The organism is Herbaspirillum sp., assembly GCF_017744395.1.
Lineage (GTDB): Bacteria > Pseudomonadota > Gammaproteobacteria > Burkholderiales > Burkholderiaceae_D > Herbaspirillum.
Genome location: NZ_JAGIBI010000002.1, coordinates 243402 through 265513, shown reverse-complemented (window position 1 = coordinate 265513; position 22112 = coordinate 243402). Strand labels below are relative to the sequence as shown.

25 protein-coding genes and 1 tRNA gene are annotated in these 22112 nt (G+C 62.4%); 9 read left to right on the top strand and 17 right to left on the bottom strand.

Annotated elements, in window-relative coordinates; all coding sequences use genetic code 11:
- Positions 1–4 precede the first annotated feature (4 nt).
- From J7548_RS07080 to J7548_RS07060, 5 genes are all read right to left on the bottom strand, one after another.
- Positions 5–538 (bottom strand): F0F1 ATP synthase subunit delta, encoded by a 534-nt coding sequence (locus J7548_RS07080; RefSeq protein WP_290972333.1) that lies wholly within the window; start codon positions 536–538, stop codon positions 5–7.
- 1 nt (position 539) lies between these two features.
- Positions 540–1010 (bottom strand): F0F1 ATP synthase subunit B, encoded by a 471-nt coding sequence (locus J7548_RS07075; protein ID WP_290972330.1) that lies wholly within the window; start codon positions 1008–1010, stop codon positions 540–542.
- A 74-nt stretch (positions 1011–1084) separates the two neighbouring features.
- Positions 1085–1330 carry a F0F1 ATP synthase subunit C gene (atpE, locus tag J7548_RS07070; RefSeq protein WP_006461334.1) on the bottom strand — a complete coding sequence of 82 codons (246 nt, stop codon included), beginning with the start codon at positions 1328–1330 and terminating at the stop codon, positions 1085–1087.
- Positions 1331–1415: 85 nt separating this feature from the next.
- Entirely contained in the window at positions 1416–2237 is an 822-nt protein-coding gene (atpB, locus tag J7548_RS07065; protein WP_290972299.1) for a F0F1 ATP synthase subunit A, read from the bottom strand.
- Positions 2234–2578: an ATP synthase subunit I gene (locus J7548_RS07060; RefSeq protein ID WP_290972296.1), complete on the bottom strand. Its 345-nt coding sequence runs from the start codon at positions 2576–2578 to the stop codon at positions 2234–2236. The genes atpB and J7548_RS07060 overlap by 4 nt, the downstream gene beginning before the upstream one ends.
- A gap of 280 nt (positions 2579–2858) precedes the next feature.
- Here J7548_RS07060 and J7548_RS07055 point away from each other — a divergent pair, with 280 nt between their 5' ends.
- The 6 genes from J7548_RS07055 (at position 2859) to J7548_RS07030 (ending at position 9340) form a co-directional block, all read left to right on the top strand.
- On the top strand, positions 2859–3131 hold the full coding sequence (locus J7548_RS07055; protein ID WP_290972293.1) for a hypothetical protein: 273 nt from the start codon (positions 2859–2861) through the stop codon (positions 3129–3131).
- 163 nt (positions 3132–3294) lie between these two features.
- Positions 3295–4668, top strand: coding sequence for a fosfomycin efflux MFS transporter AbaF (gene abaF, locus J7548_RS07050; protein WP_290972291.1), 1374 nt, complete (start codon positions 3295–3297; stop codon positions 4666–4668).
- Positions 4669–4779: 111 nt separating this feature from the next.
- The gene (locus J7548_RS07045; protein WP_290973314.1) at positions 4780–5799 is read left to right on the top strand and encodes an Ldh family oxidoreductase; all 1020 of its coding nucleotides are present in this window, start codon (positions 4780–4782) and stop codon (positions 5797–5799) included.
- Positions 5800–5952: 153 nt separating this feature from the next.
- Complete coding sequence (locus J7548_RS07040; protein ID WP_290972288.1) at positions 5953–6633, top strand: GntR family transcriptional regulator; 681 nt, start codon at positions 5953–5955, stop codon at positions 6631–6633.
- A gap of 463 nt (positions 6634–7096) precedes the next feature.
- Positions 7097–8038 carry a dihydrodipicolinate synthase family protein gene (locus J7548_RS07035; protein ID WP_290972285.1) on the top strand — a complete coding sequence of 314 codons (942 nt, stop codon included), beginning with the start codon at positions 7097–7099 and terminating at the stop codon, positions 8036–8038.
- A 225-nt stretch (positions 8039–8263) separates the two neighbouring features.
- Complete coding sequence (locus J7548_RS07030) at positions 8264–9340, top strand: amidohydrolase family protein (RefSeq protein ID WP_290972282.1); 1077 nt, start codon at positions 8264–8266, stop codon at positions 9338–9340.
- 76 nt (positions 9341–9416) lie between these two features.
- Here J7548_RS07030 and J7548_RS07025 read toward each other — a convergent pair whose 3' ends face one another.
- Positions 9417–9539: a hypothetical protein gene (locus J7548_RS07025; RefSeq protein ID WP_290972279.1), complete on the bottom strand. Its 123-nt coding sequence runs from the start codon at positions 9537–9539 to the stop codon at positions 9417–9419.
- Between the two features lie 320 nt (positions 9540–9859).
- A tRNA-Arg gene (locus J7548_RS07020) sits at positions 9860–9935 on the bottom strand.
- Positions 9936–10168: 233 nt separating this feature from the next.
- On the opposite strand from J7548_RS07020, the gene J7548_RS07015 reads away from it, so the two are divergent.
- A complete protein-coding gene (locus J7548_RS07015) occupies positions 10169–10735 on the top strand; it encodes a c-type cytochrome (RefSeq protein WP_290972276.1) in 567 nt (188 codons plus the stop codon).
- A 75-nt stretch (positions 10736–10810) separates the two neighbouring features.
- On the opposite strand, the gene J7548_RS07010 is transcribed toward J7548_RS07015, so the two are convergent.
- The 5 genes from J7548_RS07010 to J7548_RS06990 all read right to left on the bottom strand — a co-directional run bounded on the left by J7548_RS07010 (position 10811) and on the right by J7548_RS06990 (position 14169).
- On the bottom strand, positions 10811–11512 hold the full coding sequence (locus tag J7548_RS07010) for an OmpA family protein (RefSeq protein ID WP_290972273.1): 702 nt from the start codon (positions 11510–11512) through the stop codon (positions 10811–10813).
- A 199-nt stretch (positions 11513–11711) separates the two neighbouring features.
- On the bottom strand, positions 11712–12149 hold the full coding sequence (locus J7548_RS07005) for a hypothetical protein (RefSeq protein WP_290972270.1): 438 nt from the start codon (positions 12147–12149) through the stop codon (positions 11712–11714).
- 38 nt (positions 12150–12187) lie between these two features.
- Positions 12188–12589 (bottom strand): phage holin family protein, encoded by a 402-nt coding sequence (locus tag J7548_RS07000; protein ID WP_290972267.1) that lies wholly within the window; start codon positions 12587–12589, stop codon positions 12188–12190.
- Between the two features lie 11 nt (positions 12590–12600).
- The gene (locus J7548_RS06995; protein ID WP_290972264.1) at positions 12601–12909 is read right to left on the bottom strand and encodes a DUF883 family protein; all 309 of its coding nucleotides are present in this window, start codon (positions 12907–12909) and stop codon (positions 12601–12603) included.
- A 216-nt stretch (positions 12910–13125) separates the two neighbouring features.
- Entirely contained in the window at positions 13126–14169 is a 1044-nt protein-coding gene (locus J7548_RS06990; RefSeq protein WP_290972261.1) for a type 1 glutamine amidotransferase, read from the bottom strand.
- A 284-nt stretch (positions 14170–14453) separates the two neighbouring features.
- Here J7548_RS06990 and J7548_RS06985 point away from each other — a divergent pair, with 284 nt between their 5' ends.
- Both J7548_RS06985 and kefC read left to right on the top strand, forming a co-directional pair.
- Positions 14454–14990 carry an NAD(P)H-dependent oxidoreductase gene (locus tag J7548_RS06985; protein WP_290972258.1) on the top strand — a complete coding sequence of 179 codons (537 nt, stop codon included), beginning with the start codon at positions 14454–14456 and terminating at the stop codon, positions 14988–14990.
- A 54-nt stretch (positions 14991–15044) separates the two neighbouring features.
- Positions 15045–16889, top strand: coding sequence for a glutathione-regulated potassium-efflux system protein KefC (gene kefC, locus J7548_RS06980; RefSeq protein ID WP_290972255.1), 1845 nt, complete (start codon positions 15045–15047; stop codon positions 16887–16889).
- Positions 16890–16990: 101 nt separating this feature from the next.
- Here kefC and J7548_RS06975 read toward each other — a convergent pair whose 3' ends face one another.
- The 5 genes from J7548_RS06975 to J7548_RS06955 all read right to left on the bottom strand — a co-directional run bounded on the left by J7548_RS06975 (position 16991) and on the right by J7548_RS06955 (position 22090).
- Positions 16991–18463 (bottom strand): DegQ family serine endoprotease, encoded by a 1473-nt coding sequence (locus J7548_RS06975; RefSeq protein WP_290972252.1) that lies wholly within the window; start codon positions 18461–18463, stop codon positions 16991–16993.
- 259 nt (positions 18464–18722) lie between these two features.
- Positions 18723–20060, bottom strand: a complete 1338-nt coding sequence (locus J7548_RS06970; protein WP_290972250.1) for an ATP-binding protein — start codon at positions 20058–20060, stop codon at positions 18723–18725.
- Positions 20057–20713, bottom strand: coding sequence for a response regulator (locus J7548_RS06965; RefSeq protein ID WP_290972247.1), 657 nt, complete (start codon positions 20711–20713; stop codon positions 20057–20059). Before J7548_RS06965 ends, J7548_RS06970 begins: the two co-directional genes overlap by 4 nt.
- 11 nt (positions 20714–20724) lie before the next feature.
- Positions 20725–20919 carry a DUF2905 domain-containing protein gene (locus J7548_RS06960; protein WP_290972244.1) on the bottom strand — a complete coding sequence of 65 codons (195 nt, stop codon included), beginning with the start codon at positions 20917–20919 and terminating at the stop codon, positions 20725–20727.
- 10 nt (positions 20920–20929) lie between these two features.
- Positions 20930–22090 (bottom strand): class I SAM-dependent methyltransferase, encoded by a 1161-nt coding sequence (locus J7548_RS06955; protein ID WP_290972242.1) that lies wholly within the window; start codon positions 22088–22090, stop codon positions 20930–20932.
- Positions 22091–22112: the final 22 nt, after the last annotated feature.

Here is a 22112-nt window from a genome sequence, read left to right as displayed (position 1 = left end):
GCAATTACGCGGCCAGAGCAGCATGCAGCTGCTGCAGTTTCGCGCGCACGGAGGTATCGAACACTTCGTCGCCAACCACGACACGCACGCCGCCGATCAGGCTGCCGTCCACTTTCACAGAAGGGTTCAGCTTGCGGCCGAACTTCTTCTCCAAGGTGGAAATCACATCCTTGACCTGGGCATCGCTCATCTCGAATGCGCTGACGATATGCGCATCGGCCGAACCTTCCTGGGCGTTTTTCAGCTCATGGAATTGTTCGGCGATCTGCGGCAGCAGGGTCAGACGGCCGTTGTCGGCCAGGGTCTTGACGAAATTCTGCGCTTCCACGGAAAGCGGAGTCTTCACTGCTGCGGCAAACACTTCAGCCAGCTTGGCATGCGAAACGGAAGGGTTTTGCGCGAGGGCTTTGATCTCGGGATGCGCTGCCACCTGGGCCATCTCGGAGACGAGATCGGACCAGGCTGCCAGGCTGCCTGCCTTGGCCACACGGAACAGGGCTTCGGCGTAAGGACGGGCGATCGTTGCGAGTTCGGCCATATTACAGCTCTGTCTTCAGTTGGTTCAGCAAGTCGGCGTGGGCCGCTGCGTTGACTTCGCGCTTCAGGATCTGCTCCGCACCCTTGACCGCGAGCGTCGCGACTTCGCCGCGCAGCTCTTCGCGCGCCTTGGTCACTTGCTGTTCGGCGTCGGCCTTGGCATTGGCGATGATGCGGGCTGCTTCTTCAGCGGCCGTCTTCTTCGCTTCTTCGATGATCAGCTGGGCGCGCTTTTCGGCTTCGCCGATGCGCTTCTGGCCTTCATCGCGGGCCGACGACAATTCCGCCTGCACGCGCTTTTCAGCGGCGGCCAGATCTGCCTTGCCGCGGTCGGCGGCTGCCAGACCGTCCGCAATCTTCTTGGCGCGCTCGTCGAGCGCCTTGATCAACGGCGGCCACACGAATTTCATCGTGAAGCCGGCGAGGATGAAGAAGACCACGAACTGCGCAATCAATGTTGCATTTAAGTTCACGGTAATTTCCTTCTCAGAATAACGAGTGCCGGAACCAATCGTCCGGCATGATGAGAGTGGCTAGGAAGCCCGAATTACTTGGCGATGAACGGGTTTGCGAATGCGAACAGCATGGCGATACCAACACCGATCAGGAACGCAGCGTCGATCAGGCCGGCCAGCAGGAACATCTTGGTTTGCAGGGTATTCATCAGTTCAGGCTGACGTGCGGATGCTTCGAGGTACTTACCGCCCATGATCGCGATACCGATACAAGCGCCGATAGCACCCAGGCCAATGATCAAACCGCAAGCCAAAGCAACGAAAGAGACATCAGTCATGACAATTCCTTAAGAAAAGTTAGTAAATACAAAAAATCAAAAACCAAAAAACAAACCAAAAAACAGGTACTGCAAAGCCTTGTTGTTAGTGCGCTTCGTGCGCCTGGCCCAGGTAAACCAGTGTCAACATCATGAAGATGAATGCTTGGAGCAGCACGATCAGGATGTGGAAAATTGCCCAGATGGAGCCGGCGATCACGTGGCCGACGAAGCCGAACGCGGTAGCGGTCGATCCCAGCAATGCGATCAGCAGGAACAACAGTTCGCCTGCATACATGTTGCCGAACAGTCGCATGCCCAGGGACACGGTCTTGGCGGCGAATTCGATGATGTTCAACAGCAGGTTGAACGGCGCCAGCCAGATACCGAACGGCGCGGCAAACAGTTCGTGGACAAAGCCGCCGGCGCCCTTGATCTTGACGCTGTAATACAGCATCAGCGCCAGCACGCCCAGGGCGATGCCCAGGGTGCCGTTCAGGTCGGCGGTCGGCACGATGCGGTGATGCATTTCACCCATGCCGAAGATGCGGAAGATGCCCGAAGCCAGGTCGACCGGCAGGAAGTCCAGCGAGTTCATCAGGGCGACCCAGACGAACACGGTCAGGGCGACCGGCGCGATGAAGGCGCGGTTGCCGTGCACGATGGCCTTGGACTGGTCCTCGACCATCTCGACCACCATTTCGACGAACGCCTGGAAACGGCCCGGCACGCCCGAGGTGGCCTTGCGGGCCGCCAGGAACATGAACAGGCAGGCGATCACGCCACAGAACACGGACCAGAAAATGGTGTCCATGTTGATGATGGAGAAATCGACGATCTTGGTTTGGTGCTGCGTGGAGAGGTGTCCGAGGTGGTGGACGATATATTCGGAGGCTGTTGGCGCGTGCTCAGCGGCTTCTGCGGTCATGGTCGATGTCTAAACAGTAAAATGAAATAACTCTTAAGCACCACGATGAAGCTCAGCACGAATGCGAGCCAGTTGACACCGTGGTACAACCAAACGATCACGCCCATGAGCGCAAAAGTCGTAGCAATCTTGATAAATTCCCCGAAGAAAAACGTCATCGGGTTGGTACCACCTGGTTTTCGCGTGCTGACGTAAAGCCGCAAAGCAAACAGGGCGTTGGGAACCACGCAGCAGATTCCGCCCAGCAAGGCGGACCACAGCGCCGGAAGTCCACCCAGGATGCCTGCCACCAATGCAGCGACGACCGTGGTTACGAGCTGCAACAGGATGATACGCAGCATAACTATCCAATATCGTGCATGCGCCGCACTCATTACGAGCAAACGGCAGCTTAAAAGCCCGGCGATTATAAAGGTTCATTTTCGGGTTAGTCAAACCTTTTGCAGCCAGATCAAGGGGTTATCTCAGCCATTTATCAGCGAGATGTGGAAAATAATGCACGGTTTGGGTTTTGCGCATTGCAACAGGAAAATCGACGACGCCCGACCGTCGCTCACCTCGCTTCCGCCGACTCCACCGGCCCATTCTGACAGCTCCGTCAGAAAACCCTGGCAAAAAAACATGGCGTCCGACGTATTTGAGGCCGAACTGGCCGACACAAAAAATGCATGGGAATTATCCAGACCACCCGGCCGCCTGCAAACCACAGCAACTCACTCCTCCTCGGCGGAGGAAAAATACAACCAAGCCAACCGCAAAAACCATTTTCAGAAAGCCATGCCGCATCGCAGCATAGCCTTGCGGCACCCGCGCATCACACTCCCCTTCTACCGTAAAACCACGGTATCCAAGACCCCATCCATTTTCAGGACATCCACTTCACGCCCCGGTTAAAGCAAGGAATGCCGGATAAGGCATTCCCTGCCTGGCATTGAACTTGCGTACCGGCAACGTTGATTAATTGTAGATTGTGTATTGGATATTGTATAAAATCTGCAGGCGTCATACACTGGGTCCAGCTTAAAGGCTGCATTATGAAAATTTCGAGGAGATATCAATGACGAGTCAGTACGGAGATGCCGCAACGTCCGGTAGCGGGGCAAAGGCCACCGGTGCAAGCAGCGAGTTGAAGCGCGTTGTCGCCGCTTCCATGGTCGGTTCTGTGGCCGAATGGTATGAATTCTTCCTTTATGGAACCGCTTCGGCGCTGGTGTTCGGCACCCACTTCTTCAAGAAGACCGGCAATCCGATCGACGGCCTGCTGGCTGCGTTCGCATTGTATGCCGTCGGATTTGCGGCACGCCCCATCGGCGGCCTGGTGTTCGGCTACTACGGCGACAAATTCGGCCGCAAGCACCTGCTGCAGGTAAGCCTGGTCATCGTCGGCATCACGACGTTCCTGATGGGATGCCTGCCGACGTTCGAGTCGATCGGCTACTGGGCGCCGGCACTGCTGGTCACGCTGCGCCTGATCCAGGGCTTCGCTTTCGGCGGCGAATGGGGCGGCGCGATCCTGCTGGTGAGCGAGCACAGCCCGAACAATCGCCGCGCCTACTGGGCAAGCTGGCCGCAAGCCGGCGTGCCGGCCGGCAACCTGGTCGCGACCGTGATTCTCCTGGTGCTGTCCAGCTCCCTGTCCGAAGCCGACTTCCTGGGCTGGGGCTGGCGCGTGGCGTTCTGGTTTTCCGCGGTCGTGGTGCTGATCGGTTTCTGGATCCGCCGCAAGGTTGACGATGCCCCCATCTTCAAGGAAGCCCAGGCGCGCCGCGAGAAGAAGCAGGAGAAGCAACTCGGCGTGGGCCACGTGCTCAAGCACCACTGGCGCGAAGTCATCATCGGCATCGGCGCGCGCTTCGCCGAGAACATCCTGTACTACATGGTGGTGACGTTCTCCCTGACCTACCTGAAACTGGTGGTGGGCGCGGATACGACGCGCATCCTGAAACTGATGTTCGGCGCCAACGTGATCCACTTCTTCATCATTCCCTTCATGGGCCTGATGTCGGATATCGTCGGCCGCAAACCCGTGTACCTCACCGGCGCCGTGCTGACCGCCGTCTGGGGCTTCGTGGCATTCCCGATGATGGACACCGGCAACGACTGGATCATCATGGGCGCGATTGTCTTCGGCCTGTTCATCCAGTCCATGACCTACTCGCCGTACTCCGCCCTGATGACCGAGATGTTCCCGACCAATGTCCGCTATACCGCTCTGTCGCTGTGCTATCAGGTCGCGCCGCTGATGGCCGGCTCGCTGGCGCCGCTGATCGGCCTGTCGCTGCTGGAGCGCTACCACTCGTCGACGCCCATCGCCATCTACCTGGTGGTCGCGGCGGTGCTGTCGATCATCTGCGTGGGCATGGCCAAGGAGACCCGCGGCAAATCCCTGCATGACGTCGATGCCGAGGCGACCCGCCACGCCAAATCGTAAGTCGCATCACCGCAGGACCCGCAGTTCCCGAAGCCACCCGCAAGGGTGGCTTTTCCGTCTAAAGGAGCCGGCATCTATATCAGCCGGCGCAATCAGCTTGAAGGAGTTGTGGTGGCAGACGCGACCGTAAACCTATCCCTCGCCCAGGTGCACCAACTCAGCGCCGACACGCTCATCCATCACGGCTTGGCGCCGGAGCATGCGCAATCCATCGCCAGAGTGATCGCCGCCGGGCAACGGGACGAATGCAATTCCCATGGCCTCTACCGGCTGATCAGTTGCGTCGATGCCATCCGCAAAGGCAAGGTCGCGCTCGATGCGGTACCGGAAGTGGAGGATGTATCGCCGGCCATCATCCGCGTCGACGCCAGGTTCGGATTTTCGCAACTGGCGTTCGAGCGCGGCGTGGAGAGCCTGATCAGCAAGGCGCAGGCGATCGGCATCGCGGCGCTGGCAATCAACAACTGTTATCACTTTTCCGCCCTGTGGCCGGAAGTCGAACGTATCGCCGATGCCGGCCTGGCGGCCCTGGCCATGACGCCCAGCCATAGCTGGGTGGTGCCGGCCGGCGGGACCAAACCGGTCTATGGCACCAACCCGATCGCCTTCGCCTGGCCGCGCCCCGGCAAGCATCCGTATGTCTTCGACTTCGCGACCAGCGCCACGGCGCGCGGGGAAATCGAACTACACCGCCGGGCCGGGAAGAAGATCCCCCTGGGCTGGGCGCTGGATGCCAGCGGGCAGCCCACGGAAGATCCGCAAGAGGCGCTCCGGGGAGCGATGCTTGCCTTCGGTGGACACAAGGGATCGGCGCTGTCGGCGATGATCGAATTGATGGCGGGCGCCATGATCGGGGATATGCTGAGCAAGCAATCCCAGGAGTTCGATGAAGGTGCGCAGGTCACGCCCTGCCATGGCGAGCTCCTGCTGGCGTTCAACCCGAAGATGTTCGGCGGGGCCGGCGCCTCTCTGGGCATGGAACGCGCGGAAGCCATGTTCGACAGCATCACGTCGCAGGGCGCGCGGCTACCGTCGCAGCGCCGCTTCGAAGCGCGCCGGCGCAGTGCCGAACATGGCGTGTCCATACCGGCAGCGCTGTATAAGGATGTGCTTGCGCTGACCGGGCGCTGAGATAAAACACCGCACCGCGCCCGGGCACTTTTTTGGCGCAAGCGCCTGGTCGGCGCTTGCGCCAAAAAGCTTTCTGCTAAGATTGTAGAAAATATGCAACATTCACTTCAGGGCCGGCATGGCTTGGCGGCCCTTCCAGTCACACACCGAAATATGAACGAGAAACGCCCTGCCCTTGGATTTGCAACACGCGCTGAAGCGGCGGCCAATGAACTGCGACGCCGCATCCTGACCGGGGAATACGTGGATGGCTACCAGCTGCGGCAAGACGCGCTGGCCACCGACCTGGGCATCAGCCGCATTCCGCTGCGGGAAGCGCTGGTGCAGCTTGAAAGCGAGGGGCTGGTCAAGATCCTGCCGCACAAGGGCGCGGTGGTGTCGGAACTGTCCGCGGAAGACATCACCGAGCTGTTCGAACTGCGGGCCCTGCTGGAACCGGTGCTGCTGCGCAAATCCATCCCCAAGCTGACGGTCCAGGATTTCGCGAAACTGGAAGCGATCCTCCAGGAATACAGCGACGTGCTGCATGCCAGCCAGCCGGGGCGCTGGGGCGAACTCAATACCGAACTCCACCACCTGCTGCTCTCGCGTGCCGACCAGCCGAGGACCTCCGCCTTCGTCGCCTCCCTGCTGCAGCAGACCGACCGCTACACCCGCATGCAGCTTTCGCTGTCGGAAGCCGCGCGCGACGTGGCCGAATCGGAGCACGCGGAACTGGTGGCGCTTTGCCGCAAAGGCGATGCGCGCGCCGCGGCATCGCTGCTGAAACGGCATATCGAGCATGCCGGCGAAGAGCTGAACGCATTCCTGCGCGAGCGCCGCCAGGGACGCTGAGGCCCCGCCCATCCCCCCCTCCGCCGGCAAACCCGCCCAAACCCGCCTGCCCGATCATCGTGCGCAACGCACTGCGTCGGAATCCACGCCTGAATGGCGTGATTGCGACGCTTCCGGGCCGCAATGGCGGCATCGGCTCAATCTATCCCCCCTACGGTCCGGCATAGCAGGCACCTGCGTTCCGGGTTCGCGCCTTTCCCCCAATTTCCGCTCTTTCCCGGAAGATTGCCGTTCCGCCAACATCTAATTTTATATTGTATAAAATATCCAAGTTAAGTAGAATCACACTGTCGCGCCGGGAATCCGGCTGCACGAAAAGCCCTGCTTCGCCACAGCGGCATAAAAACAATGTGGCCACCTCCGGCATGCAGCCCGCCGGAGGACATGACACCAGGCATCGGGACGCACGGTTCGGACTGTGCGCCCTGGGAACAACTCCAATTTGCATAAACGAGGAAACGTGATGAGCGATAACATTTTTACCGGCACCATTCCCGCACTGATGACCCCGTGCACCGCTGACCGCCAGCCGGATTTCGACGCATTGGTGAAGAAGGGCAAGGAACTGGTGGCCATCGGCATGCGCGCAGTGGTGTACTGCGGCTCGATGGGCGACTGGCCCCTGCTGACCGAAGCGCAGCGCCAGGAAGGCGTGGCGCGCCTGGTGGCGGCCGGCGTGCCGACCATCGTCGGCACCGGCGCCGTCAACTCGAAGGAAGCGGTCTCGCACGCCGCCCACGCCGCCAAGGTGGGCGCGCAAGGCCTGATGGTGATCCCGCGCGTGCTGTCGCGCGGCGCATCGGCTGCGGCCCAGAAGGCCCACTTCGCCGCCATCCTGAAGGCGGCGCCGAACCTGCCGGCCGTGATTTACAACAGCCCGTACTACGGCTTCGCCACCCGCGCCGACCTGTTCTTCGAACTGCGCAGCCAATTCCCCAACCTGATCGGCTTCAAGGAATTCGGCGGCGCGGCGGACATGCGCTACGCAGCGGAAAACATCACCTCGCAAGATGAAAACGTCACCCTGATGGCAGGCGTCGACACCCAGGTGTTCCACGGCTTCGTGAACTGCGGCGCCGCCGGCGCCATCACCGGCATCGGCAACGCGCTGCCGCGCGAAGTGCTGCAGCTGGTCGACCTGTGCAGCAAGGCCGCCAAGGGCGACGCCGTTGCCCGCGCCCACGCCAAGGAACTGGAATCGGCGCTGGCGGTGCTGTCGTCGTTCGACGAAGGCTGCGACCTGGTGCTGTTCTACAAGTACCTGATGGTGCTCAACGGCGACAAGGAATACACCCTGCACTTCAACGAGACCGACAAGCTCAGCGACGCGCAGCGCCGCTACGCCGAATCGCAATACAACCTGTTCCGCACCTGGTACGCCAACTGGTCCAAGAGCATCAACTAAGCGGCAACCCCGGCAATACCCAGGCGAAGCGGTCCGACATCGGGCCGCTTCGCTTTTTTGCGTTTACCGCAAGCGCCTCCATTGCCGGAATGAAACAAGCAGCGCTTGTTTTGGACGGGAGAAATCGCGGCAGTAAAAATCCCTCCAATGAAGCCGGGCGAACGAATAGAATGGATCGGCTGCTGCCTGCTACCAGATGAAAACCAATAAAAAGGGGGAATGACCGTGAGGTACCTGCGTCCGTTCGTGCTGTCCTGCTGCCTTTTCTCGTCCGCCTCGGCCATCGCGGCCGAGTACAGTCCGATTCCCAGCGTTGCGCGCATGACCGATGTCGCCAAGGCGGAAGTGCCTTTCAACCTGGCCGAGCTCAAGACCAACTGGAAGAAACGCATCATGGCGATGCGAGCGGCAGGCATCATGCCGTTCATCGATATCGAGTCCAACCTCGGGGAAAACCTGGATATCAAGCGATTCGCCCGCGACATGGACCAGGAAGGGGTGGCCCTGATCGCCTTTTCCGGCATCGCCATGGGCAGGGGTTGGAGCGATGCGGCCAGGTATGCGGTGGCCGCCGATCCCTGGCGCTACATCCCCGCCGGCGATGGCGGCTTGCCGCCGGACTGGAAAAACGACCCGCTGGGTTTCGTGCAAAAGACGCGCGACCACGTCGTCAAGGAAGGCTATCCCTTGATGGGGGAATATGAATTCCGCCATTACCCGTCGCCGGACCAGGTCCAGCGCGGCAACTTGAACCGGGACGAGCGCCTTCCCATCGACGGGCCCGCCGGACACGCCTTGTTCCAGCTGGCCGAGGAAACAGGCCTGTCTTTCCAGATCCATGAAGAGATCGAAGACCAGTTCCTGGCGCCCCTTGAAAGCATGCTGGCCCGCTACCCGAAGGCCAAGGTGATCTGGTGCCACCTCGCGCAGATGCGGTACCAGGACCGCAATACCATTTATGGCCCGGAATATGTCCGGCAACTGATCGAGAAATATCCCAACCTGTATTTCGATCTTTTCAGCGGGCCGCCCGGCGTCATCTACACGCCCAGCGGCGAATATCCGGGAAAATACTGGGACGTCTCAAGCGGCAGGCTCAAACCCGAATGGGCCAAGCTCATTGCCGACCATCCCTGGCGTTTCATGACCGCCCTGGACCTGAATCCGTTCATCATGAACGCGTTCAGCAAGAAGGTCGCCGCGCAACGCGCCGTCCTCGACAGCCTGCCGGCGGAAGTGCAGGAAATCGTCGCGTACAAGGCCGCGTGGAAATTACTGTTCAATGAGGATTTCGCCCAGTAGTTTCATCCGGCATTCCAGGAAACCAATGCAAAACCGGCCTTGTAAGGCCGGTTTTGTTATCTGCGCAAGGCCGTCTTCAGCCTGCTTTCTTGGCTTCCTGGATCGACTGTTCCAAGTCTGCCAGCGACTCGATCGTGGCAATTAACAGTCCAATCCGGTGACGGCGGCAAATCAGTCTTTTTTTCGAGCGGTTGTTCATGTTTCTCCAACGGCCAGCACCATGCCGGCTCTTTCACTGACAAAGCCGCGTCGAGCGCGGCTATGGTCCATCGATTCTGGATATCCGTGATTATATCCGGGTAGCGAATCCAGTCCGGGAATTCATGAAGAATCCAAACAGGCGGAATTGATATTGCTCAAAGCATAACAGGCAAGATTCCCGGACAATATTTCCCAACAGAATGAATAGCCGGTCCGGCGGATATCTTGTGTCCACCTGAAAGGACTCGGAAGCATAAAGCTGCCAAACGGCAAGGTTATGCTTCCAACGTCAATCTGAACCGGGGGAAATGAATTCTGTGGCGCGGCTGGCGGGGATCGAACCCACGACCCTTGGCTTCGGAGGCCAATACTCTATCCACTGAGCTACAGCCGCATTGTGGGGCAAAACCCGAAGAGGCCTGAAGAATACCGTTTTTCATGCTGGCCGTCCATGGCGACGGGTGTTTTTACGTGTCAAACGGAAAGTATTGTGACTATAATCAAGAGTTCGGCGAGAGAGCGCAATGAAAGCCCTGCCTGATGATGAGTCCGTGCAATGCCAGGCGATACAAAGGGAACCGACGTTTTCCGCCCCAATTTCGAGGAAACATTACGGAGGGATGACTAATGAGCTCAGCTCATCATGATCAACACGAGTCGGCAATCAAGACTCCCAAGCAATTGATCGCGGCTGTTGTGGCAGGTTTTCTGGTTCCTATCGTGTGCATCGTGCTCCTGGTCCAGTATGTCACCAACGGCCAGAAGACCGGCGCCGGTTCCGACGGGCAAAGTCCCGAGATGATCGCGGCGCGCATCAAGCCGGTCGCCGATGACGGCTTTACCTTCCGTGACGCCAGTACTCCCAAGCAACTGCAATCCGGCGAAGATGTCTTCAAGTCGACTTGCGCCGCCTGCCATGCCGCCGGCGTCGCGGGCGCGCCCAAGGTCGGCGATGCCGGCGCCTGGAAGGCGCGTATCGCCGAAGGCTACGACCAACTGGTCTCGCATGCCATCAACGGCCTGCGCGCCATGCCGCCCAAGGGCGGCAATCCCGACCTCGACGACGTGGAAATCCAGCGCACCGTGGTCTATATGGCCAACCAGTCCGGCGCCAAGTTCAAGGAGCCGGAAGTGAAGGCCCCGGCGGCCCCCGCGGCAGGCGATGCGCCCGCCGCGCCGACTCCGGCGAAATAAGGCACGACAGCAAAAAGCCCCGAATCCGATTCGGGGCTTTTCTTTTCCCGGCCTGCCGGCCGGTTCAAACCATCATCAGTAACGCTGCTGGGGCGGCGGCGCATATCCTGCGGGCGCCGGCGCTTGCTGCTGCGGCTCTGCCACATAGATTTCCACGCGGCGGTTCCTGGCGCGGTTGGCGTCCGAGGTATTGGCTACCAACGGCTCATGCGAACCGCGGCCTTCGATCGTGAAACGGCCGACAGCGACGCCGCGCGTGGTCAGGTAATCACGCGTACGCGCGGCACGTTCGGTGGACAGCGGATTGTTGATCGCATCGCTGCCGGTATTGTCGGTATGGCCGACGATGTTGATCGTGGTGGCCGGATTCTCGACCAGGGTGGCGGCGAAACGGTCCAGCACCGGGCGCATTTCAGGCTTGATGTCGGCACGGCCGGTATCGAAGGAAATGTCGCTGGGGATTTCCAGTTTCAGGCGGTTGTCCTGGGTCTGGCTGACTTGTACGCCGGTGCCCTGGGTTGCCTGTTCCATGGCGCGCTTCTGGTTTTCCATCCGGTTCGACCAGATATTGCCAGCCACCGCGCCGATGGCGCCGCCGATCGCCGCGCCGCCCAGGGCGCGGCCGCCGCCGCCACCGCCGGTAACCGCACCGAGAATGCCGCCGATGCCGGCGCCAATGCCGGCGCCGGTGGCCGTGCCGCGCTGCGTCTGGCTCATGTCCGCACAACCGGAAATCGCCAGGACGCCGGCGATGGCGGCGATCGATAATGTCTTCATCTCATTTCCTTTCTTGCCTTCTCAGCGTTGTTGTTCAGGCCCGGAGGGGCCGGTCAGATTCAGAGCGGAGGGAGCGCATGAATGTTCCGTCGCCTGCGATATTTCGTCGCCCGAAAAAAACAAAGGCACCCGGCGCACCGGATGCCTTTATCCCAAACGGGAAATGAACTGCTAAAAAATCAACAGCACCTATTTCCGCTCATGGTTCTTCGAGAGGAGATTCCTGCCCGGCGGTCTCGCCTCCGTCATCCCGACCGCCGGAACGATGGCTGAAGTAATACGCCAGCCCGCCGACTGCGGTAATGATGCCGCCATACAAAAGCGGCTTGCGCAGCCATCGCTTGGACAACAAGGAAACGCCCGTGATCAGCAATGGCGCCACCGACTGCAGGTTGGCGCCGCCGAGGCCGCCGGCGGCCAGCGACTTGATCGACCGCACGGCCTTGCCGCCGCCGATGAAGGAAGCGGCGAAATGCGCGGCCCGGCTCAAGGCCCCTTTGGCCAGAGATTCGGGATTCAGGTTATGGCGCACCACTTCGCGCGCCTCCAATATCCCTTGCCGGTACAAGGTTCCTTGCGCCAGCACTTTGCGCTTGCGCTCTTCATGCGTCATACCGTCGTCATGGTCTGCTTGCATACGGGTCCTTTTCATTCTGTCGGCAGACGCCGCCGCCATCACAGCAGGGCATCGCGGTCCTTGCGCAGTTCGGCCATGGTGGCGGGCAGCGAAAGCTTGCCCTGCACCAGCACGGAGCGCGCATACAACACCAGCGCGGCCGTGACGGCACTGAAGACCAGGCCGAGCAGCGCCAGGATCTTCCAGCCCCAGGTATCCCACGCCAGCAGGACCAGCAGCACCGACCAGAATGCGACCGCAAACCACAAGGCGATGGCCGCCAGCACGAAGACGACCGCGAAGCGGACCAGGTTGGCGCCGATCTCCGACATTTCCAGCGACGCCAGTTCGATACGGCTGATGATGAGGCCGAGCAGGTTCTTGAGCAGTCCCAGCAAGCCGGCCGTCAACCCGGGATTGGCGGGTTGCGCCGGCTGGCCTTCCTTATGCGGATTCGCCATCGGGGAACGGCTTACTTGCTGCGGCCGATGACCAAGCCCACCAGCAAACCGATGCCGGCCGAGATGGCCACGGCGCGCCATGGGTTTTCATGCACGTAATCGTCGGTCTTGGCGGCGACCACCTTGCCCTTTTCGATGGCGGCGGCCTGCGCGCTCTGCGCGGTTTCCGCTGCGGCTTCCAGCAGGGTCAGCCCCTTGGCGCGCAGTTCATCGGCCTTTTCGCCGGTAGCGGCGGCCGCTTCGGCGAACAGCGCCTGGGCATCCTTGACGAGGGTTTTCATATCGTTCCTCACGGTCTTGAGAGCGGCGGATTGGGGCATGCGGATTCTCCTTTTTCTTCCGATTGACAAAATGGCAAGCAAGCGCAAACGCCCTGCTGCTCAACACATCGGCACTGCATCGATACTGCTTCAGCCGATTTTACAGAGGGCATTGCCCCGCGTGTAGCCAAAGCGGAGCAATAGATTGCGCAAACGCAAAAAAGTTGGACGGCATTCCCGCGAATTAGTTTCCGTACAGGAAATGTCGAGCCGGATTCAGAAACGCGTCTCGCGCGCCGTGCGCAGGAAACTGTCGAGGATCGGCGTGCAATCCAGCAGCTCGGCGCCGCCGGCGCGGTGGAATTCAGGGTGCCACTGCAGGCCCATGACGAACGGCGCCTTGCGGTAGCGGATCGCCTCGACGATCTGGTCGGGGCCGGAGACCGCCTCCACCGACAGGTCGCGGCCGAGATCGCGCACCGCCTGGTGGTGGATCGAATTGACGACGGCGTTCTCGGTCTTCACCAGCGATGCCAGCGACGACCCCGGCGGGAACTGCAGCGTATGGAAATTGCTGTCGTACATGTCGTTGACATGCGGGATCGCGCTCGGCACATCGGTGGCGATATCCTGGTACAAGGTGCCGCCGAAGGCCACGTTGATCAGCTGGCAGCCGCGGCAGATGCCCAGCACAGGTTTACCGGCCTCGATGAATTCATGCAGCAGCTCCAGCTCGTACATGTCGCGCACGCGGTCGCCGCTCCATTCCGGGCGCGTCGCCGCCTGCGCATAGCTTTGCGGCGACACGTCGGCGCCGCCCTGCAGCACCAGGCCGTCGAGGTTCTTGGCGTAGTCGCGCAAGCGGATATTGCTGGGGTGGACCAGGCCGTTGGTATTGACCGTCGGGATCATGAACACCAGCACGTCGCGCGACATCACCCACTGCGCAATCGACTCTTCCAGGTATTGCAGGGTCTTGCTGCGCAAGCCCTTGGAGCCGGACTCGGGATGGAAGATGCGGGCCGACACGCCGATCTTGAGCGTGCGCTGCATGACGCGCCGCCCGGCCTTGTCGGACATGGCGCGCAGACGCGCCGCCAGGAACCGCCAGGTCTGCGCCCACGGCGCATCGGTGGCATGGTGGGGCGGCGGCGGCAGGGGCGCATGCTGGGAAAACTGCGGCGGCGCCGATTGGGCCGCCTGGGCGGACTGCTCCGCCGGTTTCGGCTGGGCCGCCGCATCGGCGGCCTGCTGGGAGGATGGCTTGGCCGGATTGGGTTCGCGCGGCTGGCTGGCTTCGGAATCTTGGATGTCGGACATGGCTGCAATAACAAGTGAATGTGAATAAACTGCGGCGAGTGTCATCTGCGACGGCATCCGCGCGCATGGCGCAAGGAACCGGAGTTGGCTGAGTATAAGCGCATTACCCCGCTTTTGATACCCGCAGGAAAACCCGCGAAAGGCAGCGCCTGCATCCGCATGCCGCTTTCATGGCACACTCCCACACTCTCTTTCCCGCCACCGACAGACAACGGACAATAGCGCGCGTTCCGGCCGATTTCACACGCGCCCCAACCGGGAACAACACCAGCCACGCCATCGCCATGCCTAACGTACTCATCCTGTATGCCCACCCCGCCGCCGAGCTCTCGCGCACCAACCGCCTGATGATCGAGGCTGCCGCCAGGCTGCCCAACGTGGTGGTGAACGACTTGTACGAGCGCTATCCGGACTTCCACATCGACATCGCGCATGAACAGCAACTGCTCACGCAAGCCGACCTGGTGGTGCTGCAGCATCCGATCCACTGGTACAGCATGCCGGCGCTGCAAAAGGAATGGCTGGACCTGGTGCTGGCGCGCGGCTGGGCCTTCGGTCATGACGGCCATGCGCTGCGCGGCAAGGGGCTGTGGCTGGTGGCCAGCACCGGCGGCGAGGCCTCGGCCTATGCCCCCGACGGCCGCCATGGCCATCCCTTCAGCGACTTCCTGCCGCCCTACCGGCAGACCGCGCAACTGTGCGGCATGCGCTGGATGGAGCCGCTGATCCTGCACGGCGCCCACCACATCCCCCCGGTCGAATTCCAGCGGCATGTGGAGAACTATCTCGACAAGCTGGCAAGCTATCCGAACTGGGACTGAAACGCCCCTCCCGCTCAACCGACCACGCACCGCTCCGACAAAGACAACAACGCCATGGATGAACACCTGCTCAAAGCCCTGGTCTACCTGCTCGCCGCAGTAGCCGCCGTACCGATCGCCAAACGCCTGGGACTGGGCGCGGTGCTGGGCTACCTGCTGGCCGGCATCGTCATCGGCCCCTGGGGCCTGGGCCTGATCACCGAGGTCAAGCACATCCTCGAATTCTCCGAGTTCGGGGTGGTGCTGCTGCTGTTCCTGATCGGGCTCGAGCTCGACCCCAAGCGCCTGTGGGCGCTGCGGCGCTCCATCTTCGGCTGGGGCAGCGTGCAGGTGCTGGCGGTGACATCCGCGCTGCTGGCCGCCGCGCTGGCCGCCGGCGTGCCCTGGCGCATCGGCCTGATCGCGGCGCTGGGCATGTCGCTGTCCTCCACCGCCATCGCCCTGGCCACGCTGGGCGAACGCAAGCTCACCGCCTCGCCGGCCGGCGCGGCTGGGTTTTCCATCCTGCTGTTCCAGGACATCGCCGCGATTCCGATGATGGCGGCCGTGCCGCTGCTCGGCGTGGCCGCCAGCCAGGGCAGCGGCCAAGGCTGGCTGCATGCCGGCCAGGTGGCGCTGGTGATCGCCTTGCTGATCTTCGGCGGACGCGTGCTGATGCGCCCCATCCTGCGCATCATCGCCAAAACCGACATGCGCGAGATCTTCACCGCCTTCGCGCTGCTGCTGGTGATCTCCACCTGCCTGCTGATGCAATCGGTGGGCATGTCGATGGCGCTGGGCACCTTCCTGGCCGGCGTGCTGCTGGCCGACTCCGAATACCGCCACGCCCTGGAAAGCGACCTCGAACCGTTCAAGGGCCTGCTGCTCGGCTTGTTCTTCATCGCCGTGGGCATGTCGGTGGACTTCGGCGTGTTCCTCGCGCAGCCCTGGCGCATCCTCGGCCTGGTGGCGGCTTTCCTCGCAATCAAGACGGCCGTGATGTGGTTCCTCGGGCGCTGCTTCGGCATCCCGCGCGGCCAGCAATTGTTCTTCGCCTTCCTGCTCTCGCAAGGCGGCGAGTTCGCCTTCATCGTGTTCGGCGCCGCCGTCGGCGCCAAGGTGCTCACGCCGGAAGTCTCGTCGATCCTGGTAGTGGTGGTGGCGCTGTCGATGCTGGTCACGCCCCTGCTGCTATTGCTGCACGACCGCCTGCTGGTGCGCTGGCTGGACACCGGCCGCCGCCGCCCGGAAGACGAGATGGCGCCGCAGGAACATCCGGTCATCATCGCCGGCTTCGGCCGCTTCGGCCAGATCGTCGGGCGCCTGCTGCATGCCAACGGCATCCATGCGACGGTGCTCGACCACGACCCGGACCAGATCGATTTCCTGCGCAAGTTCGGCTTCAAGGTGTTTTACGGCGACGCCACCCGCATCGACCTGCTGCGCACCGCCGGCGCGGCCCAGGCACGCCTGCTGGTGATCGCCATCGACGACGGCCAGGCCGCGCTGGAACTGGTCGACAAGGTCAAGGAAGAATTCCCGCACCTGGCCATCGCCGCGCGCGCCCGCAACGTCACGCATTACTACGACCTGCTCGACCGCGGCGTCACGGTGCTGGAGCGCGAAACCTTCGAGAGTGCGCTGCAGATGGGCCGGCGCGCGCTGGAACAACTCGGCTTCGGCGCCTACCGCGCGCGCCAGGCGGCGATGAAATTCCGCGCCCACAACATCAAGACGCTGTACGACCTCTACCCCCACTACAAGAACCAGCAGCAGATGGTCTCGATGGCGGTGCAGGCGCGCGAGGAACTGCAAGCCATGTTCGCTGGCGACCGCGAGGCGATGGAACGCGAACATGCGCACGACCATTGGCGCGGCGAACCGGCGCCGCAGGAAAAGCCGCCCGCCGATCCGGCCTGAGCGGAACGCGCGGCCCAAAGAAAAAAGGCCGGGCATGCTTGCGCATGTCCGGCCAGACTCCCTCACAGCTTACTGCTTACCACTTACTACCCACTGCAACATCAATTCAGCGCCAGCGGCACGAAGATCTTTTCATCGCCGCGCTCCACCAGCAGCGCCACGCTCTTGCCGGCCTGGCCGGCCAGCTTGCGCAACTGCTCGACGCTGGTGACCGGCGTGCCGTTCAGGGCCAGGATCACGTCTCCGCTCTGGATGCCGGCGATCGCCGCCGGGCCGTTGGCGTCCTCCACCAGCAAGCCGTTCTGGCCGCCCAGTTGCTTGCGCTCAGCCGGATCCAGCGGCCGCACCGCCAACCCCAGGCGGCCCTGGTTCTCAGCCTTGCCGACCGGCGCATCGTTCCCGGCGACCTTCATCTCGCCCACCTTCACATCGATGGTCAGCACCTTGCCGCCGCGCATCACCTGCAACGGCTTGGATGTGCCGGGCGGCGTATCGGCCACCAGCGTGGGGAGGTCCACCGAATGGTCGATCGCGTGGCCATTGAAGCTCAGGATCACATCGCCGGCCTGCAAGCCGGCCTTGTCGGCCGGACCGCCCTTTTCCACCGAACTGATCAGCGCGCCCTGCGCATTCTTCAGGCCGAACGATTCGGACAAGGCCTGGTTCAGGTCCTGCACCGACACGCCCAGGCGGCCGCGCGTGACCTTGCCGTGCTGCGCCAGCTGCCGCTCGACCTTCATCGCCACGTCGATCGGAATGGCGAACGACAGGCCCTGGAAGCCGCCGGTCTGGCTATAGATCTGCGAATTGATGCCGATCACCTCGCCCTTCAGGTTGAACAGCGGGCCGCCCGAATTGCCGGGGTTGACCGCCACATCGGTCTGCAGGAACGGCACGTAATTGTCGTCCGGCAGGCTGCGCGACTTGGCGCTGACGATGCCGGCGGTGGCCGTGTTGTCGAAGCCGTAGGGCGAACCGATGGCCAGCACCGGTTCACCGACCTTCACGACGGACGGATCGCCGATCTGCACCGTGGGCAGGTTCCTGGCATCGATGCGGATCACCGCGATATCGCTCTGCTTGTCCACGCCCAACACCTTGGCCTTGAATTCGCGGCGGTCGGTCAGCTTGACCACCACTTCCTGCGCGCCGTCGACCACGTGGGCATTGGTCAGGATCACGCCATCAGGGGAAATGATGAAGCCCGAACCCAAACCATGCATGATCTGCGGCTGGCGCGGTATCTGCAGTTGCGGGCCGAAACGCTTGAAGAACTGGGAGAACGGATCGTCAGGGTCGCCATCATCGTTGTCATCGGCCATCTTCCTGGCCTTGCCGGTGACGCTGATATTCACCACCGCCGGTCCTGCGCGCTGCACGATGCCGGAAAAATCGGTGGCCGTTGCGACCACCGGCGCCGCCGGACCGGCATTGGCAGCGGCCAGCGGCGCATTGACCGGGGCCGCATGGGCCGACGGCAGGTCGGCGCCGCGGAAATAGACATAACTGCCGCCGACGACGGCGGCCAGCATCACAGCCAATGTGTTGCGAACGAAAACGACTCGACGGCTCATCATGCGCTCCTTTTCTGTCAAGGAAATATCCATGGCCGGCCCCTGATGGCGCCCGATGCGGCGCAGGCGGCTCAACCGTTGGAGTGCAGATTAGTCCGTGAAAATTAAGACAAACTTAAGGACGTGAAATGTATCGCGGGACTCGAAAAGAGACTCGTCGTCCTGACGAAAGTCAGGACCCAGCGTCGTTTACCAGCCATCAATGCATACGAACGCCACTGGATCCCGGCCTTCGGCGAGATGACGGCGCGGAGGGCGCCTATGCCGGGTTCAACAAGGGAAAGCTCACCTTGGCCTGCAAGCCGTGCCCGGTATTTTTCAACTCCACCTGCACATGATGCAGGTCGGCGATCTGGCGCACGATGGCCAGCCCCAGCCCGCTACCGAACGCGGCGCGACCGGCATGCTGCTCTTGCGGACGGCGGGCGCGGTAGAAGCGGTCGAACACCCGCGGCATCTCGCTTTCGGCGATGCCCGGACCGCTGTCCTGGATAACGACCGCGCATCGTCCGTCCCCAGGCATGGCGAACGACACATCCACCACGCCGCCGGCGGGCGTGTAGCGCAAGGCGTTGTCGACCAGGTTGTTGAGCAGGATGCGCAAGGCATCGGCATTGCCGCTCACCACCAACGGCGCATCGTTGCCATCTTCGCCGGATATCCCGAGATCGATATTTTCATGCCCGGCCACCGACGACAGATCCGCCACCACGCCGCGCAGCAGTTCGCGCAGGTCGACCGGCGCGAACTGCTGCGCCTCGGGTTCCTGGCGCGCCAGCGTCAGCAATTGGTGCACCAGGTGCGTGGCGCGTTCCAAGCCGTTCTTCAGGTCGGAGAAAGCCGCCTTGCGTTCCCCTTCATCGGTGGCGCGCTCGGCCAATTGCGCCTGCAGGCGCAAGGCCGTCAGCGGCGTACGCAATTCATGCGCGGCATCGGCCACGAAGGCACGCTGCGCCTCAGTCGACTGTTTCAGGCGCGCCAGCAGGTCGTTGAGCGCATGGGTCAGCGGCTGGATCTCCTGCGGCAGGCCGACGTCGGCGATCGGCATCAGCGAATTCATGTCGCGCGCCTGCACCTCGGCCGCCGCGCGCCGCACCGGCGCCAGCCCGCGGCTGACCGCCAGCCAAGCCAGGATGCCGATCAGCGGAAACAGCAGGAACAGCGGCGCCACCGTCTTGACAGCCATCTGCGCGGCGATCTCATCGCGCGCGCTTTGCGGCTGCGCCACCTGCACCACCGTGCTGCCGATCTGGGCGCTGTAGACGCGCCACATGCCGTTGGGTCCGCGCACGTTGGCGAAACCCAGTTCGGCCTGGCGCGGCATGACGCCGCGCGCGTGCGAGTGGTAGATGACGGTGCCGCTGCTGTCCCAGATCTGCATCATGATCTCGTCGTCCAACTCCGGCAACTGCTGCCCCGGCGAAATCGGCGAGAAGGCCTGGCGCGGCAGCGAGGCGGCGATCTGGCGCATCTGGTAATCGAAGATCTGGTTGGCTTCTTCGCGCGCCTGGAAATACAGTCCGACACCGGCCGCCACGATGATGGAGAACAGCCCCAGCCCGAGCCACAGCAGCAGCTTGTTGCGCATCGAGTTCATGCCGGCACCAGGTAACCGACGCCGCGCACGTTCTTGATGAAGTCGCTGCCGACCTTCTTGCGCAGCGCATGGATGTGCACTTCGACGGCGTTGCTTTCGATGCTGTCGTCCCAGCCGTAGAGCTTTTCTTCCAGTTGCGCGCGCGACAGCACCACGCCCGGACGGTCCATGAAAGCATGCAGCAAGGCGAATTCACGCGCCGACAGGCTGACCGCCTGGCCGGCCACGGTGACTTCGTGGGTAGCAGGGTTCAACACCACCTCGCGCACCTGCACCAGCGCATCGGCTCGGCCGGACTGGCGGCGCGACAAGGCGCGCATGCGGGCGGAGAGTTCTTCCAGGTCGAACGGCTTGATCAGGTAATCGTCGGCGCCGGCGTCCAGGCCGGCCACGCGGTCGGCCACGGCATCGCGCGCGGTGGTGATCAGGACGGGAATACCGTTGCCGCGCTCGCGCAGGGTCTTGAGCACCGCCAGCCCATCCTTTTGCGGCAGGCCGAGGTCGAGCAGCAGCATGGCGTAGTCTTCAGCGCGCAAGGCGGCGTCGGCCGACTTGCCGTCCTGCACCCAGTCGACGGCGAAACCGTCCTGGCGCAAGCCCTTGCGCACCGCTTCACCCACCATCGGATCGTCTTCCACCAGCAATACGCGCATCGTCGTTCCGCCTAAAGGATCTTCGCCAGAATAAATACCACCGTCGACAACAAGATAGTCGAAGCGAACGGCAACGAGAAGCTGCGGCCGAACAGCCGGAAACGCAAGTCGCCCGGCAAACGGCCGATGCCCAGCTTTTCCAGCCAGGGCAGCAGCGACGAGAACACGATCACTGCCAGGAAGATCACCACCACCCAACGTATCATGCGCGGCTCCTCACAAACGGTGCGTGCGGTCGTGGCGCAGCATGCGCTGCGGCCATTCCACGTTCTTGCCGATGGCCAGCACCTTGAACAGCTCGCCCATCTCGGCCGGGGAAATCAGTTTCTGCATGGCATTGGCCTGCGGCAGGTACTGCGCGCTGGCTTCCGGCGAAGTACGCAGCAGCAGCTCGCCGATGCCGGCGTTGAGCAGGAACGCGCCCTGGCTGGTGTAGGCCAGCACTTCCGCGCCCTCTTCCACGGCGGCGACCGCCATGGCGGTGAAGTCGACGTGAGCGGTGATGTCCTGCAAGCCTGGCAGGTAGAACGGGTCGGGATGCGCATGGTGGCGGTAGTGGCACATCAGCGTGCCTTGCGCGCGGTCGTCCAGGTAATATTCGGCCGCCGGGAAACCATAGTCGGGCAAGATCGCCGCCGCCCCCTCCCCGCGCGCGATCATGCGTGCCAGCGTGCGCATGAAGCCGGTCGCCACCGGCGCCAGTTCGGTCAGGTAACCGTCCGGCAATTCCCCGGCATCGGGGATCTGCTCGACCGGCAAGCCATCCACTGCGCGGTCGGCGAATTCGAAAGTGCCTTGCGCATTAACAGTTACACCACGCTCCAGCCACGCGCCATCCGACTTGACAGCCAGGCGCACCGGCATGGCGTCCAGCACCTCATTGCCCAGCACGATGCCGGAAAAGCTTTCCGGCAAGGCATCCAGCCATTCGACCAGCGCGGCGAATTCCCCCAGCGTTTCGCGCTGGCGCGCGCGCAGTTGGGCCGATATTTCCACAATGAAATATTGTTGCGGCAATTGGTCGCGCGACTTCAGTTCCGACAGGATGTCGAACGCCAGTTTGCCGGTGCCGGCCCCGAATTCGAGGAAAACATTGGCAATCGATTCACTTGCGGCGATCAGTTCTGTCGCCAAATGCGCCAAAGTCGCGCCAAACAGCGGCGAAATTTCCGGCGCGGTTGTAAAATCTCCCTCTTTGCCCAATTTGGCCGCGCCGCCGCTGTAATAGCCGACTTGCGGCGCGTACAGCGCCAGCTCCATGTAGCGTTCGAAGGAAATCCAGCCGCCGGCCGCGGCGATCTCGCCGGCGATCAGTTGCTGTAAGGAGTGCGAGGCGGCCAGTGCGTCGGCGCCCGGTTCAGGTAGTTGCAGTTGCATGGGCCGTATTGTATTTGAACTT

Bases quoted from the DNA above. Each gene is read 5' to 3' on its own strand.
- J7548_RS06985 (WP_290972258.1), top strand. From the start codon at position 14,454: ATGCCTAACGTACTCATCCTGTATGCCCACCCCGCCGCCGAGCTCTCG.
- kefC (WP_290972255.1), top strand. From the start codon at position 15,045: ATGGATGAACACCTGCTCAAAGCCCTGGTCTACCTGCTCGCCGCAGTA.
- atpE (WP_006461334.1), bottom strand. From the start codon at position 1,330: ATGACTGATGTCTCTTTCGTTGCTTTGGCTTGCGGTTTGATCATTGGC.
- J7548_RS07015 (WP_290972276.1), top strand. From the start codon at position 10,169: ATGAGCTCAGCTCATCATGATCAACACGAGTCGGCAATCAAGACTCCC.
- J7548_RS07080 (WP_290972333.1), bottom strand. From the start codon at position 538: ATGGCCGAACTCGCAACGATCGCCCGTCCTTACGCCGAAGCCCTGTTC.
- J7548_RS06960 (WP_290972244.1), bottom strand. From the start codon at position 20,919: ATGATACGTTGGGTGGTGGTGATCTTCCTGGCAGTGATCGTGTTCTCG.
- J7548_RS07010 (WP_290972273.1), bottom strand. From the start codon at position 11,512: ATGAAGACATTATCGATCGCCGCCATCGCCGGCGTCCTGGCGATTTCC.
- J7548_RS07005 (WP_290972270.1), bottom strand. From the start codon at position 12,149: ATGCAAGCAGACCATGACGACGGTATGACGCATGAAGAGCGCAAGCGC.
- J7548_RS07060 (WP_290972296.1), bottom strand. From the start codon at position 2,578: ATGCTGCGTATCATCCTGTTGCAGCTCGTAACCACGGTCGTCGCTGCA.
- J7548_RS06975 (WP_290972252.1), bottom strand. From the start codon at position 18,463: ATGAGCCGTCGAGTCGTTTTCGTTCGCAACACATTGGCTGTGATGCTG.
- atpB (WP_290972299.1), bottom strand. From the start codon at position 2,237: ATGACCGCAGAAGCCGCTGAGCACGCGCCAACAGCCTCCGAATATATC.
- J7548_RS06965 (WP_290972247.1), bottom strand. From the start codon at position 20,713: ATGCGCGTATTGCTGGTGGAAGACGATCCGATGGTGGGTGAAGCGGTG.
- abaF (WP_290972291.1), top strand. From the start codon at position 3,295: ATGACGAGTCAGTACGGAGATGCCGCAACGTCCGGTAGCGGGGCAAAG.
- J7548_RS07055 (WP_290972293.1), top strand. From the start codon at position 2,859: ATGGCGTCCGACGTATTTGAGGCCGAACTGGCCGACACAAAAAATGCA.
- J7548_RS06955 (WP_290972242.1), bottom strand. From the start codon at position 22,090: ATGCAACTGCAACTACCTGAACCGGGCGCCGACGCACTGGCCGCCTCG.
- J7548_RS07000 (WP_290972267.1), bottom strand. From the start codon at position 12,589: ATGGCGAATCCGCATAAGGAAGGCCAGCCGGCGCAACCCGCCAATCCC.
- J7548_RS06990 (WP_290972261.1), bottom strand. From the start codon at position 14,169: ATGTCCGACATCCAAGATTCCGAAGCCAGCCAGCCGCGCGAACCCAAT.
- J7548_RS07025 (WP_290972279.1), bottom strand. From the start codon at position 9,539: ATGAACAACCGCTCGAAAAAAAGACTGATTTGCCGCCGTCACCGGATT.
- J7548_RS07040 (WP_290972288.1), top strand. From the start codon at position 5,953: ATGAACGAGAAACGCCCTGCCCTTGGATTTGCAACACGCGCTGAAGCG.
- J7548_RS07035 (WP_290972285.1), top strand. From the start codon at position 7,097: ATGAGCGATAACATTTTTACCGGCACCATTCCCGCACTGATGACCCCG.
- J7548_RS06970 (WP_290972250.1), bottom strand. From the start codon at position 20,060: ATGAACTCGATGCGCAACAAGCTGCTGCTGTGGCTCGGGCTGGGGCTG.
- J7548_RS06995 (WP_290972264.1), bottom strand. From the start codon at position 12,909: ATGCCCCAATCCGCCGCTCTCAAGACCGTGAGGAACGATATGAAAACC.